This is a genomic window from Bartonella sp. OC68QHHN, assembly GCF_042193875.1.
In the GTDB taxonomy this organism is placed as follows: domain Bacteria; phylum Pseudomonadota; class Alphaproteobacteria; order Rhizobiales; family Rhizobiaceae; genus Bartonella; species Bartonella grahamii_A.
The window spans coordinates 74,023-88,223 of sequence record NZ_JBHIME010000017.1; the positions used below are offsets into that span (position 1 = coordinate 74,023).

The window sequence follows — 14,201 nt, forward strand, 5'->3', positions numbered from 1 at the left end:
TATTTCAGTTCTGAGGCTACAGTCATTTTATAAGTTAAGTGACAAAGAAAGTAAGCACTAAAATACCTTTTCCATGCTTTTTTTCATAAAATTGAAGATAAATTTCTTTTTTGAGTTGAGTCATCCCCCCAGTTTATCAAAAGTATGACCTTTGATAAAAAAATAATAGTAGAGCTCCAACAAATTAGAATATTCAAGCATACTGTGGAGAATAAAAAGCCGGAACATCTTTCCAGTCTCTTGCCGGCATATTTTGTGTTTTATGACGTTGTTTGCCTAAGAGCGCGCGTGCTTTTTCTGTTGCTTGTAAAACATAAGCCATTATTTATGGTTCGATGAGATTTCGTAAAATGAAATGGGAAGTTTATCTTGTTGTTCCGTGAAATATTGCGTTTAGAGCTGTGATATAAGGTATGAAAATTTACCAGATTAAGGTGTTTTTTGTTAGAGTATATGATAGAATTCAGGACAGTATTTATCTATAGAGAGCTTATGAAATAAGCCATATGAAATGGTCTCAGTTGGAATCTGTTAGATAAAAAGCAAGATTTTTGATAGAACGGCTCTGACCGAAGTTTCCGTTTTAGGGAAAGAAGAAAGTCAATCTATATATGTTTCCATTTCGTAAAAGGGTGAGAGTGTATTTTAATACAATAGCTAAGGAGATAATTTCAGAATGATTTTGTTTGTTTTTAAATATAGTGAATACTCTTCCTTTACTTTATGGATGATGTTCAAAACTTTTTAAAATATAAAAAAGGCTAAAATGCGGAACATTTCTCAAACGAGAGTATTCTGTCTGAAAGATGTATCAATAGGAAAGCTTTTGGTAGCTAGGTCTCAAAAAGGGATTTGTCATATAGCGTTAGGAGACACTATAGAGCAATTATTACAGGAGTTTACGATACGTTTTGGCAATGTACAACAAGTTGTAGGTGACAATACATTTAAGAGAGAGATTGCTCATATTATAGCCATGATAGAAACACCTAAGTTGGTAAAAAAATATAATTTTCCCTTAGATATAAAGGGTACAGTTTTTCAACGACAAGTATGGGCAGTATTATGTGATATACCATGTGGTGAAACAATTTCATATGAAGTCTTAGCGTGCCGTATTGGTATACCGAACGCTTTTCGTGCCGTTGCTAATGCGTGTGCGCGTAACGAATTGGCTGTTATCATTCCTTGTCATCGTGTTGTGCGTAAAAATGGTGTTATTTCAGGGTATCGTTGGGGGGACAAACGGAAACAGATTTTGCTACAACGAGAACAAAATGAAGAAATTTAACTTTGTGTGATGGGCATTATAATAGTTACAGTTGTCCCTTTCATTTCTTTTGAAGTAATTTCAAGTTTTCCTTTGTGGAGTTCTAGCAAGGAGCGTGAAATAGCTAAGCCAAGACCTGAGCCCGTGTGAGATTTAGTAAGCTGATTTTCGACTTGTTCAAAAGGTTGCCCAAGTTTTTTAATTGCTGATTGAGGAATACCAACACCTGTATCTGTAATTTTAAAAATAAGGTTATTTTTTTTCTTGAAAGCGCAGACATCAATATTTCCGCCAGAAGGCGTAAATTTAACGGCATTAGAGATGAGATTAAGGAAAATCTGTTTCATTGCACGACCATCAACTTCAGCATGAAGTTCTGGGGTAATGTTTGTTGTAACAACAATATTTTTTTCTTGAGCTTGAGGCGTTAGTGTTCGTACTGCTTCACTAATGATAGGCTCAAGATCAGTATTTTTACAATCAAGCGTAAATCTTCCAGCTTCAATTTTTGACATATCAAGAATATCATTGATAAGGGTTAGAAGATGGGTTCCTGAATTGTAAATATCATGCATATATTCGTTATAGCGTTGTGAACCAAGAGGGCCAAAAGTCGATTGCAACATGATATCTGAAAAACCGAGAATAGCATTCAGTGGCGTGCGCAATTCATGAGACATATTGGCTAAAAATTCTGATTTAGCTTTATTAGCACTTTCGGCGCGTTCTTTTTCTGCTTTCAAACTTTTATTAAGTTTTTCAACTTCTGTTGCACGTTGTTGAGCACTCCCTCGCGCGCGCTTGAGTTCTTGAATGAAAGAAAAAAGACGCCTTTCACTATCTTCAAATTTTTCCTGTTGTTGTTTAAGCTCAGAAATGTCAGTACCAATACAAACCAATCCTCCGTCTTGGGTTCGCCGTTCGTTAATTTTAAGCCAACAACCATCTGCCGTTTGGCGAATACTGGTTAAGTTACCAGTACCATCATCTTTAAGGGGATATTCACTGATAGCAGGGCGTGCCATGGCTTCGACAGTTGCACGTTGGATACCTGATTGTAGAATTTGTTTAGGAATAGCGGCATATTCGCAAAATTTGCTGTTGGACATGACTAAACGTCCTTCTGAATCCCACAAGACAAAAGATTCTGAAATGTTTTCAATTGCATCACGGATACGAAGGTCGGCTTGCGCTGTTTGTTCAGCTAATTGTCGCTGTTCACTAATATCGAAGGAAATACCAACCAAATGGGGTTCTTCTTCTTCAGTAACTTCGGCACGAATGCGCATCCAGACATAATGTCCATCGGCATGGCGCATGGGAACGTTAATATCGATATGCTTTTTTTTACCGCTCATTAATTCCTGAGCAAGATCAAAAAAATTTGCATCATTTGGATTGATAATGGCGCTAATTTGCGAAATTGAGAGCAATGCATCTTGAGGGACATAGCCGAGCATTTCGTACATTGCTCGTGACCAGTAGACGCGTCCACTTGCCATATTCCAATCCCATAGTCCACAGCGTCCACGCATCATTGCCATATCAATACGGTTTTGAATTTTTTCTGAAACAAGATCCGTTTTGCGTGCTCGTACAATTTGGTTGTAATAAGCATAAAGAAGAGCGAGGATAACGCCACTAGTTCCAATGAACAGGGTTATATTTAATGAGAGAATTTTCCGCCATTTCATGGCGCTATCTTGCATCTTTTCGCTAATGAATACGCCATATTGCCCATTTTCTGTTTGGTGAAATGAAGCAAGAGCAGGGACATTTTTTCCTATTGTGATTTTCATAATTCCAACGTGCTGTCCAAGAGATTGTAAAGCAATGCTGTCAGAGATAAAGTCTTGTAAAGGTTTTCCTAAAGCAATCTCTGAACTGGATGAAGCTAAGACATTTCCTTTTTGATCAACAATGGCGATCAGAGTGCTAGGATTAATAAGATCTTGATTACGAAAAGTGGTGAGGATATTTTGCAAATGAGTATGAGAAAGGGCAGAGACTTTTCCTTTTTGAGAAGCAGCCAGTAAGTCATGATTAATTGTATTGGTAATATGAGAAGCTAAGAGAGTGATGGTAGAACGCGTGTTCTTATCAATCATGTTATGCCAATCATAGAGTGATACAAAACGAATTGATGCAAGTACAATAAGAAATGCTACAATGACAAATGGAAGTGAGCGACGCAACCAAGGTTCAATAAAGAGGATCTTTTGATAAGCAGAGCCAGAAAGCAGATGAATACGTTTTTTCTGCGCTTTATGACTTGGAGCGCTCGATTTTGAATCAGCATATATCTCTCTTGGCGCATTATATGCGTCCAATTTAGCCATCTCTTCTTCCTTTAATTCCGGAATAATGTGATTTTAAAACTGCTTCGATATTCATAGTAACCCCATCGAGTGCAATGAATCAAAACAGGAGTCTTCTGTCCAGTCTTTTTTTTTAAAAAATAATTTTACTTCTATGAACTTGGAATATGAAAAGGAAAAGGCACTTTAAATATGATCTATAAACAGGCTTAGATTGCCTGTTTATAGGTTTAATGATGATCAAATAGTTTGTAGAATTTATTTTAAAAAATATTATAGAATATTGATTTAAAATAAATTTTCGTTTCAAGTGAGCAGACGATTGATGATATCAGCGACATCGCTTGATAATTTTGGCGCAGCAGCAATCGTTTTTAATTCAGTTTCAAGTTTTTGTTGTCGAATGGGTTCTAATTGTCGCCAAGAGCGCATCGTTGTTAATAATCGTGAAGCGAGCTGTGGATTTTTTTTGTCAATTTCCAAAATGATTTGGCAAAGAAAATGATAAGACGCTCCATCCATTCTGTTAAAGCCCGTGAGATTGTTAGAGGCAAAGACACCGATTAGGGAACGTACACGATTAGGATTATTTTGTGAAAATAGCGGGTGTTGCATGAGCTTTTGAACATTCTCAAGCGTTGATGTGCCAGCAACCATTGCTTGAATAGAAAACCATTTATCCATGACCAAAGGATCATGCCGATAGCGGTTTTCAAAATCATTTAAGGCATTTTGTGCCTGCTCACTTTCATTAAAATGTTTCACGAGAACAGCGATACTAGCCATACGGTCAGTCATATTATCAGCTGTTGCATATTGTATGGCAGCACGATTTGGATTGGCTTCAGTAATGGAAAGATAATCCAGTATTATATTCTTTAATGCTCGTTTCCCAGCTTGTGCAGCGTTTGGTGAATAGGGCTCTTTGATTTGCATTTGCCCATAAAATTTTGTTAAGATTTTTTGATGTGTTTGTGCAAGTGAAGTTAAAAACTGATTGCGTACATAGTGAATACGATCTGGATCAATATTTTTACCGATTGTATGGGCAAGCTCAACTTCACTAGGTAAATTTAAACAGAAGGCACGAAATTCAGGCTCTAAGCTTTCATCTGTTATAATCTTTTCAATTAGGTTTAGCAAAGCAGAGGGGATTGTTTCTTGTGCTTGTGTTTTATCTTGAATGCTTTGAATCAAAGCTTGCGTCATTAAATGATTAAGAGATTGCCAGCGATTGATGTGATTGTCATCATGTTGTGCAAGAAAAATAAGTTCGCTTTCATTGAATGGAGTTTGTAGGTTGATTGGCGCAGAAAGGTCTCTAAGCAGTGATAAAATAGGTTTTTCACGCAGACTCTTTAATGTAAACGTTTGGCTTTCCTTGGATAAAAGCATAACATTTGATTGAATATCTGTATCCGCTTCATAGGTGAGGTTTTCTCCATTAGGTCCCAACAAGCCAAATAATATAGGGATAAGCATGGGCTTTTTTGTATTTTGTTGTGGGGTTGTGGGAACCTGTTGCTTTGCATGAATTGTTAAAACACCATCGCTATAATGACTATTGATTTCTACATTGGGTGTTCCGGCTTGTTCATACCACAACATGAATTGGGAGAAGTCTTGACCAGATACTTCAGCAAAACAAGCGATAAAATCTTCAATTGTACAAGCTTGTCCATCATGACGTTGAAAATAAAGATCAGTACCTTTACGAAACAGAGAGGGTCCTAAAATAGTCCGTATCATGCGAACAACTTCAGCACCTTTTTCATAAACAGTTGTGGTGTAAAAATTGTTAATTTGGCTATATTGACGAGGGCGTACAGGATGAGCGAGGGGACCAGCGTCTTCGACAAATTGAGTAGCTTTTAATGTTTTTATATTTTCAATTCGCTGTAGGCTGCGTACATTTTGATCTGATGAAAATTCCTGATCACGATAAACAGTGAATCCTTCTTTTAAACAGAGTTGAAACCAATCGCGACAGGTAATACGATTGCCGCTCCAATTATGGAAATATTCATGTGCAATGACACGTTCAACATTTCTATAATCCTGATCGGTTGCTGTTTCAGGATCGACAAGAACATACTTATCATTAAAAACGTTAAGTCCTTTGTTTTCCATTGCTCCCATGTTAAAGTCGGACACAGCAACAATATTGAAAACATCAAGATCATATTCACGCCCAAAACATTGTTCATCCCAACGCATGGAACGTTTAAGAGCATCCATTGCATAGGTTGCGCGTTTGGTTTTTCCTTTTTCTACATAGATACCAAGCTCGATACGTCGTCCAGATACAGTTGTAAAATGGTCTTCTAACTTATCAAGATCTCCACCTACTAAAGCAAAGAGATAAGATGGTTTGGGATAAGGATCTTCCCAAATGGCAAAATGGCGATTATTCTCCAAAGTCCCTGTTTCCACCAGATTACCATTTGAAAGCAAGATTGGGATTTGGGAATCTGCTTCAATTTTTACTCTATAGGTAGAAAGAACATCTGGGCGGTCGTAAAAATAAGTAATACGACGAAAACCTTCCGATTCGCATTGTGTGCAATAAACACCATTTGAAAGATAAAGGCCCATAAGTTGGCGGTTGCTTTCAGGATTCAGTTCCGTAACCAATTTCAATGTAAAAGGAGCCGCTGGTGGCGTTGTAATTTCTAAACGTGAAGGCGTTACTTTATAGGTGTTTGGGGCTAATGTTTCATCATTAATAGAAACGGAACTTAAAGTAAGATCATCGCCAGAAAGAACAAGAGGTGTTAATTCTTTTGTATTGTGACGGGATTCAATAGACAATATGGCTGTAACATAGGTTTTTGTTGGGGCTAATTGAAAGGAAAGTTGTGTTTTAGGGATAGCGTAAGGGGTTGGCTGGTAGTCTTCCAAACGATAAATAGATGTTGTTGGCTGTTCCATAGTTGTTCCCATTCATATTTTAAGAGTTAAAGAAGGTGTTTAATTTTAGAGTCAAAGAAGATTAAAGAATTACAAAAGGCTATCGAGGCGATTTTTTACTTCTAAGAAGTCTATCCATGTAAGTTTTTTTTGACTAGGGGTTCGGAGAAGGTAGGCAGGGTGGAAAGTTGGCATAACAGGTATTTTTATATTATCCTCACTTTCGTAAATATGCCATTTTCCTCGTGTTCGGATAATCCCATTTTGAGATCCCGTAAGAAACTGTGCAGCAATGCCTCCCAGTGCTATAAGTACACGAGGACGCGCTAAATAAATGTGCCGTTCAATAAAAGGGCGACACAAGGCAACTTCTCTTGGTGTTGGTGTACGATTTCCTGGTGGACGCCAAGGAATAGTGTTAGCAATGTAAACATTATTTCTTGTTAAGCCAATTGATGCGAGGATTTTATTAAGCAACATCCCTGCTTTTCCCACAAAAGGAATTCCTTGTATATCCTCTTCTCGTCCTGGTGCTTCACCTATAAGCATCAGGGGACTTCCTGCTATTCCATCTGAAAAACAGGTATTTTTTGCGGTCAATTTTAATGAACAGCCATTAAATGCAAGGAGAGCAGATTTTAATTCATCAAGTGTCTTTGCACTTTTTGCACTCTCTATAGCTGTGGGTTCGTTTTGTATAGCCCTAGAGTTATGCAGCGGATGATGATCTAATTTTACGGTGGGAGATGTTTGTTGATTATGAGAAATGTTCACGACAGATATTAATTTTCTCTCTGAACAAGCAGACTGCTTAAAACGATCAATAGGAAAATCTGTCAGAACAGCATCCGCACCACTTTCTTTATAAAAGTTTAAGAGTTCTTCATAGGCAATTGGGCACGGCATCTGATTTAACATTTTATTTTTTCTAATGATCTAGCAATTATAGATCAAACAAAATCATCCTTCAAGTTTTATAAATGTACTCGCGAGCCGTTAATGGATAAGAACGATGATAGGATTCTCTCTTTTCACAAAAAGGTAAATCGTAAAATGCAAGCACTCACAACTATATACATCTTTAAATGTACAATTTGTTTAAATTACGCTATTTTAACTTTTTAAACAGACCAAGACCTTTATAGTAAAATAATTCTCTACTGAATGCAAGTGGTATGATAACATTTTTGATCATTATATTCTTATATTATTATATATTTTAAATAATTTTTATTAAAAATATTAAATATATGAGTGAAATATATAAATATTACTTTTATATGAGAAAATACTAAGACTTTACAAACTGTTTTTACAATGAGTTAAAAGCAATGTGTGGATATATGTTTTTGCTTTTTTTACAGCTGAAATGAGAGGTTCATTTAATGCTAAATGCGCTGAAATAGCGCTTGAGAGAATGCAACCTGTTCCTCGCATTGTTCCTTTTAAACGTGGAGTAGAAATATTTATGACTTCAGTTTTGTCAATGAAGCTATCAATTGCAAGAGGACCTTCTGCATGTCCCCCTTTTACTAAAATAGAGCGAGCTCCCAATGACAAAAGTTTTTTTGCTTGTTGTATTGCTTGTTTATCATGAGATGCCAATGGACTTTTGCTAAGAAGAGAGAGTTCTTCTCTATTCGGTGTTAAAAGCTCAACATGAGGAAGCAGTTCATCGATCATAGTGTCGATGATTGTTTCCGTCGTTAGTTTTCCTCCTGATGAAGCGACAAGTACAGGGTCGAGAATAACTGGAACATGGGGATAGTTTTTGAGTACGTTACAAATTGCGGCTATAATTGCTTTTGTCCCCGTCATACCAATTTTTATTGCGCTTATTGGATTTGCTTCTAGGGCAGCACGCATTTGCGCAGCGACGAGGTCTTCACGCATTGGAATGATTTCGACAACGCGATTATCATCTTGTACGTTAACACAAGTGATTGCTAAATTTGCTTTTATTTTAAAATGTACAGCGGTTTCTATATCACGAACAATACCGGCACCTCCTGTTGGATCAGTGCCTGCAACAATAAGAATGGAAGGTATCAACGCCATATTTGTGTCACTTTTATCCACTGCTGTACACGCTCTTCAGGTTTTTTATGAAGGATAATATCAGTTACAACAGCAGCACTATTTGCTCCTGCTTTTAAAACACCAACTGCGCGTTCTGGTGTTAAACCACCAATACCCACCAAAGGTAAAGCACCAATCCGCTTTCTCCATTGTTTGATTTTTTCTAGTCCTTGCGGCATCCATTTCATTTTTTTTAAGATTGTTGGATAAATAGGACCAAGCGCAATATACTCAGGACTAACAGAGAGCGCGGTATCCAATTCATGTTCATCATGTGTACTAAGACCAACTTTTATACCACTTTTGCGAATTGCGTGAAGATCAGCATTGCTTAGGTCTTCTTGTCCCAGATGAATAAAATTGCACTTTTCATCAATTGCTATTTCCCAATGATCATTAATAATTAATTGTGCTCCCAATTTATTGCATATGTTTTTTGCGCGCTTGATATGTTGACAGATTATTTGTTGATTTTCATGTTTCATACGCAATTGTACGAGTTTAACTCCAAGAGGGAGCAAACGTTCAATCCAATCAGCGTTATCAACGATGAGGTAAAATGGATCCAGTTTCATGAAAATGCTGCTTTTCCAATGACTGGCGTTGAAGGGACTGCTACATTGCGTGCTTCTATAATGCCAGCTTTATATCCCATACGTCCTGCTTGAACAGCTTTAGAAAATGCTTCAGCCATTAAGACAGGATTACCTGCTTTAGCAACTGCGGTATTAAGCAGTACTGCATCATAACCGAGTTCCATCGCAATGGCGGCATGTGATGGGCGTCCAATGCCGGCATCAATAACAAGAGTAGCATCAGGAAGGTAAGCACGGATAGAACGCAATCCATCAGTATTATGAGGTCCTTTGGCAGAACCAATAGGAGCACACCAAGGCATAATAACACGGCAACCGATGTCAAAAAGTTTTTCAGCAACAATGAGATCATCCGTTGTATAGGCAAAAATTTTGAAATCTTCATTGTTTAAAATTTGCGCAGCTTCGAGTAAGGAAAAAACATTTGGCTGTAAGGTGTCTGGGTTTCCTATGACTTCGAGTTTAATCCAAGCTGTTTTAAAAAGATCTCTTGCTAATTGCGCTGTGGTTACGGCTTCTTTAACAGTATAACAACCAGCAGTATTAGGAAGCACTGTTACCCCAAGTTCTTGAAGAAATTGCCAAAATTGTCCGCCTTGTTTTCCACCTGCAGTTTCACGGCGTAAGGAAACAGTTACAATTTCCGTATTCGATTTATGAATAGCATCACGAAGGATTGCTGGTGAAGGATATTGCGCTGTACCTAATAGAAGACGGGAAGAGAATTGTCGTTCATAAAGATTCAGCATAATTTTAGCCTCCTTGCATTGGGCTTAAAATTTCAATTTTATCTCCTTCATGCAAGACAAATTGGCTTCGTGCATCTATAGGAACAACCTCAGCGTTAACAGCGGTTGCAAGCCAATTTCCTTCATAACCCAATTCTTCAAGCAAGAGACCGAGAGTCATAACTTCTGTTTGGACTGTTTCACCATTAACAAATATTTTCATGCTTTATTCCAATGCCAATTTCATTGCTCGTTTTGCCATTTCTGGAGACAAAAGAAAACCATGTCTATAAAATCCATTAATAGAAATACAGTTACCATCTTTATGCACAGAAGGGAAGTTATCAGGATAACATGGACGAACACCAACGCCAGATTCAATAATTTCTGCTTCAGAAAAAGCAGGATGTAAAGTATAAGCCGCGTTGAGCAGTTCCACCATTGATCTCACTGAGACTGCACCATCAAAGTCACTTTCAATCATTGTTGCGCCAATCATAAAAATATTATCTTGTCGAGGTACAATGTAGAGAGGAAACCGTGGATGAAGAAGACGAATTGGACGCGAAATTTTAATATCGGTGCAGCGCACGAGAAGCATTTCGCCGCGCACGCCTCGTATATTTTTATCTTTTCCTAAACGTGCTATTCCTGTCGCATCAATAACAATATCAAAATTTGTTTCAGCCGTCTCTACATCAACAAAACACGCTCCATTGTTGAGAAGCTTTTCCTTTAAAGCCATAAGTGCTTTGCGAGGATCAATATGGGCTTCATTTTCATAAAAGAGCGCACAGTTAAAACGTTCCGCAAGATCTGGTTCAAGATGAGCTATTTCTACAATATCTATGGTTTTGTGATTATGCGTGCGCACAGAAAATTGTTCAAGCTCCCCTCTATCTCGTGTAGGTGCAACCACTAAAGTGCCTTTTTGTATGACAAGGTTGGGGAGAGTTTTACGCCACCACTGTATAGCTTGTATACCAAGATCTTCAACAATCTGTTCTGCATTTTCTCTTTCACAGTAAGGTGCGAGCATTCCTCCTGCATACCAACTAGCCGTTCCTATAGGAGAATGAGGGGGAGCCGATACAGTAACAGAAGCACCTTTTTGCTGTAACATAAAGGCAACGGTTAAGCCACCTACACCCGCACCTTTGATAAGAATGTTCTTCAACTGTTTACCTTCTTTTTTTGAGGAGGAACACGTTCCATATAAAGATCACCATTTTTTTGATATTTCTCGGCCATGGCGATCATACCTTCTCCTTTTGTTTTTCTTATTGCTGCTGCCTCACGAATATCATGAGAAATACGCATAGAACAGAATTTGGGTCCACACATGGAACAAAAATGCACCAATTTATGGGCTTCTTTAGGCATTGTCTCATCATGAAAGGCACAGGCTGTTTCCGGATCAAGAGAAAGGTTGAATTGATCATGCCATCTAAAATCAAATCGTGCACGCGAAAGAGCATTATCGCGCAATTGTGCTCTAGGCAAACCTTTGGCAAGGTCAGCGGCATGAGCAGCAATTTTATAAGTGATCACACCAGTTTTTACGTCATTCCTATCGGGAAGTCCTAGGTGTTCTTTAGGCGTTACATAACACAACATGGCTGTTCCAAACCATCCAATCATAGCGGCACCAATTGCTGATGTAATATGATCATAACCAGGAGCAATGTCCGTTGTAAGAGGTCCCAAAGTATAAAAAGGCGCCTCATGACAAAGATCTAATTGCTGCTCCATATTTTCTTTAATTTTGTGCATTGGGACATGCCCAGGACCTTCAATCATAACCTGTACATCTTTTCCCCAAGCAATTTTTGTCAATTCTCCCAAAATTTTAAGCTCTGCAAATTGGGCTTCATCATTGGCATCGGCAATAGAGCCAGGGCGTAATCCATCCCCCAATGAAAGAGAGATATCATACGCGCGTGCAATATCACAAATTTCATCAAAATGTTCATAGAGAAAACTTTCTTTATGATGATGCAAGCACCATTTTGCCATAATAGAACCACCTCGTGAAACAATACCTGTTACCCGCTCAACGGTCAAAGGGATAAAAGGTAATCTTAATCCCGCATGAATGGTAAAATAATCAACACCTTGTTCTGCTTGCTCAATAAGGGTATCACGGAAAATGTTCCATGTTAAGTTTTCGGCAATACCCTGTACTTTTTCGAGTGCTTGATAAAGTGGAACAGTCCCGATGGGAACAGGGGCATTTCGAATAATCCACTCACGAATATTATGAATATTTCGACCTGTTGAGAGATCCATAACTGTATCTGCTCCCCAGCGAATGGCCCAAACCATTTTATCAACTTCTTCTTCCATAGATGAAGTCACTGCTGAATTGCCAATATTGGCATTAATTTTAACACGAAAATTACGCCCAATAATCATAGGTTCGCATTCTGGATGATTAATGTTTTGTGGAATAATGGCGCGTCCACAAGCAATTTCATTGCGAACAAATTCGGCAGTATAAATTTCTGGTATTGATCCAGCAAATGTTTCATTTGATGGTACATTCTGCCGTTCTTTTACTGCTAATCCTTCATTTTCTCGTATAGCCACATATTCCATTTCTTCGGTAATAATGCCTGCGCGCGCATAAGCCATTTGTGTAATTGCTTTGCCATTTTTTGCTCGTAAAATGGGACGTTTTTGTTTAAAGGCTGGTGTAAGGTTTTTATCAGAATCCAATCCATTATCTTCAGGTTTAACTAATCGTGCAGGATAAGTTTCAGTATCATCTCGCTTAGAGAGCCAAGGCAAGCTAATTGCTGGCAAGCCTTTTGTAATATCAATGATCATATCTTTATCTGTGTAGGGGCCAGAAGTATCGTAGACGTTTAAAGGTTTTTCACCACTGCCATCAGTTAGTGAAATTTCACGCAATGGTACGCGCACATCAGAAAAGAGAAGGCTCTGTTGATAAATTTTGCGTGAAGCGGGAAAGGGGCTACAATTGATCGATGGAGTATTTTTCTGCACAAACTTTTTCCTTATAGACACAGAGTTCAAAAATAGGTTGCGATGTTAATGGGGATGTATTCAAATTATCAATCACGAGCATTTGGATGAATAGGAATAGTATTGCTTTATAGCAAAGCAAATCCAATAAAGCTCAAGAAAATTTATTTTGAAAAATTGATACAATATCTATACTCATATTCGCATACCTTCTCCACTTAAAGTATTTTTGTTAATACGAATATGGTTGGCTTAAATATCTATATTGTCAATCATAAAAATATATTTTAAACGATTTTGGTGTGTTTTTTAAGAGTGAAAATAGATATCATAAAGTGATAAACTATGATATTGAAGCTTTTATAAACAAGAATAAAGTTAAAAACGGATTATCAAGGAAAAAGTAGATAGTTTATAGCTCTGATTGAGATTTTTTTTCATATTAAAATAATAACTCAGAATACCATAAGATTCTTTCATCATACATCTTTTCATATAAAATCACTTCCTTGCACGTCATAAGTAGGAGCGTATGGGCAAAACACTTGAAGAAAGGAAGCCAAATGTCATTTATGAATATTCTCAGATGTGAGGACTGTCACAACGTGGGGCCAAAAAATGTATGATGGGTTCCACCTTGTATCTTAAAAAGTTTAAAGATGATGATCTATAATGGCTTACTATTATATCATTGACGTGCGCTGTCGTAAAATGAACGGAGTATATTTTGAGCAATATTTCTTAAAAAAGTGCGTGATATGCAATATCATTATATTTTGTTTTGGGTATTCTATTCTTCATGAAGGGGATGTTCCTATTAAGAATGGGATAAACAAAAGCGTGAAACAATGCCTGATCTTTATTATTAGAAATAATATTGTCTTGAATGTTTTGAAAATCGTAAAGCTGAATTAAAAAATGATGATAAAAATGAACAAAGGCTTTTTGAAATTTCATCAACACTTTTAAATAGTTGGAAGAGAGAGGAAAGCAAAAGGATGTATCTCAGCATAAATTACTACGTAAATTCATTAATTAGTTTGCAATAGAAATGCGTGCAAAGCGCTGTGTTTTAGCTTAAGATGAGGTAAAAATTCATTTTCTGAGATATAAAGCTCTTTGTTTTCAAGGTAAAGTTATTCAAGAGTCATGTGTTGTCGTGCAACAATATTACAGATAAGAAATTATTAATTATATACAAAAAGCTATCTAATTATAATGAAGTGCTCTTATTATTATAATACAACAAGAGAAAAATTGAGTAAATTTGCGTCAAAAAAATTTTAAAACAATAAAATGGGTAATAAATAAA

General features: G+C 37.2%; 11 protein-coding genes. 1 reads left to right on the forward strand and 10 read right to left on the reverse strand.

Going from position 1 to position 14,201, the window contains the following annotated elements; all coding sequences use genetic code 11:
- Window positions 1-193 precede the first annotated feature (193 nt).
- A complete protein-coding gene (locus ACFIJ0_RS01495) occupies window positions 194-322 on the reverse strand; it encodes a hypothetical protein (RefSeq protein ID WP_375623526.1) in 129 nt (42 codons plus the stop codon).
- Between the two features lie 444 nt (window positions 323-766).
- On the opposite strand from ACFIJ0_RS01495, the gene ACFIJ0_RS01500 reads away from it, so the two are divergent.
- Window positions 767-1,291 (forward strand): methylated-DNA--[protein]-cysteine S-methyltransferase, encoded by a 525-nt coding sequence (locus tag ACFIJ0_RS01500; RefSeq protein ID WP_375623435.1) that lies wholly within the window; start codon window positions 767-769, stop codon window positions 1,289-1,291.
- Here ACFIJ0_RS01500 and ACFIJ0_RS01505 read toward each other — a convergent pair.
- The 9 genes from ACFIJ0_RS01505 to thiC form a co-directional block, all read right to left on the reverse strand.
- Window positions 1,288-3,609 (reverse strand): ATP-binding protein, encoded by a 2,322-nt coding sequence (locus ACFIJ0_RS01505; protein ID WP_375644060.1) that lies wholly within the window; start codon window positions 3,607-3,609, stop codon window positions 1,288-1,290. The genes ACFIJ0_RS01500 and ACFIJ0_RS01505 overlap by 4 nt on opposite strands.
- Window positions 3,610-3,894: 285 nt before the next feature.
- Entirely contained in the window at window positions 3,895-6,519 is a 2,625-nt protein-coding gene (gene pepN, locus ACFIJ0_RS01510) for an aminopeptidase N (RefSeq protein ID WP_375623439.1), read from the reverse strand.
- A gap of 69 nt (window positions 6,520-6,588) precedes the next feature.
- The gene (locus ACFIJ0_RS01515) at window positions 6,589-7,416 is read right to left on the reverse strand and encodes a uracil-DNA glycosylase family protein (RefSeq protein ID WP_375644061.1); all 828 of its coding nucleotides are present in this window, start codon (window positions 7,414-7,416) and stop codon (window positions 6,589-6,591) included.
- A gap of 381 nt (window positions 7,417-7,797) precedes the next feature.
- A complete protein-coding gene (locus ACFIJ0_RS01520; protein ID WP_375644070.1) occupies window positions 7,798-8,556 on the reverse strand; it encodes a hydroxymethylpyrimidine/phosphomethylpyrimidine kinase in 759 nt (252 codons plus the stop codon).
- Entirely contained in the window at window positions 8,547-9,152 is a 606-nt protein-coding gene (locus tag ACFIJ0_RS01525) for a thiamine phosphate synthase (RefSeq protein WP_375623443.1), read from the reverse strand. Before ACFIJ0_RS01525 ends, ACFIJ0_RS01520 begins: the two co-directional genes overlap by 10 nt.
- Window positions 9,149-9,922 (reverse strand): thiazole synthase, encoded by a 774-nt coding sequence (locus ACFIJ0_RS01530; protein ID WP_375644062.1) that lies wholly within the window; start codon window positions 9,920-9,922, stop codon window positions 9,149-9,151. The genes ACFIJ0_RS01525 and ACFIJ0_RS01530 overlap by 4 nt, the downstream gene beginning before the upstream one ends.
- Window positions 9,923-9,926: 4 nt before the next feature.
- Complete coding sequence (gene thiS / locus ACFIJ0_RS01535; RefSeq protein WP_375623447.1) at window positions 9,927-10,124, reverse strand: sulfur carrier protein ThiS; 198 nt, start codon at window positions 10,122-10,124, stop codon at window positions 9,927-9,929.
- Between the two features lie 3 nt (window positions 10,125-10,127).
- Window positions 10,128-11,078, reverse strand: coding sequence for an FAD-dependent oxidoreductase (locus ACFIJ0_RS01540; protein ID WP_375623449.1), 951 nt, complete (start codon window positions 11,076-11,078; stop codon window positions 10,128-10,130).
- A complete protein-coding gene (gene thiC, locus ACFIJ0_RS01545; protein WP_375623451.1) occupies window positions 11,075-12,910 on the reverse strand; it encodes a phosphomethylpyrimidine synthase ThiC in 1,836 nt (611 codons plus the stop codon). The genes ACFIJ0_RS01540 and thiC overlap by 4 nt, the downstream gene beginning before the upstream one ends.
- Between the last annotated feature and the right edge of the window lie 1,291 nt (window positions 12,911-14,201).

Coding starts and splice junctions, on each gene's coding strand:
- ACFIJ0_RS01495 (WP_375623526.1), bottom strand. CDS start 322: ATGGCTTATGTTTTACAAGCAACAGAAAAAGCACGCGCGCTCTTAGGC.
- ACFIJ0_RS01500 (WP_375623435.1), top strand. CDS start 767: ATGCGGAACATTTCTCAAACGAGAGTATTCTGTCTGAAAGATGTATCA.
- ACFIJ0_RS01505 (WP_375644060.1), bottom strand. CDS start 3,609: ATGGCTAAATTGGACGCATATAATGCGCCAAGAGAGATATATGCTGAT.
- pepN (WP_375623439.1), bottom strand. CDS start 6,519: ATGGAACAGCCAACAACATCTATTTATCGTTTGGAAGACTACCAGCCA.
- ACFIJ0_RS01515 (WP_375644061.1), bottom strand. CDS start 7,416: ATGTTAAATCAGATGCCGTGCCCAATTGCCTATGAAGAACTCTTAAAC.
- ACFIJ0_RS01520 (WP_375644070.1), bottom strand. CDS start 8,556: ATGGCGTTGATACCTTCCATTCTTATTGTTGCAGGCACTGATCCAACA.
- ACFIJ0_RS01525 (WP_375623443.1), bottom strand. CDS start 9,152: ATGAAACTGGATCCATTTTACCTCATCGTTGATAACGCTGATTGGATT.
- ACFIJ0_RS01530 (WP_375644062.1), bottom strand. CDS start 9,922: ATGCTGAATCTTTATGAACGACAATTCTCTTCCCGTCTTCTATTAGGT.
- thiS (WP_375623447.1), bottom strand. CDS start 10,124: ATGAAAATATTTGTTAATGGTGAAACAGTCCAAACAGAAGTTATGACT.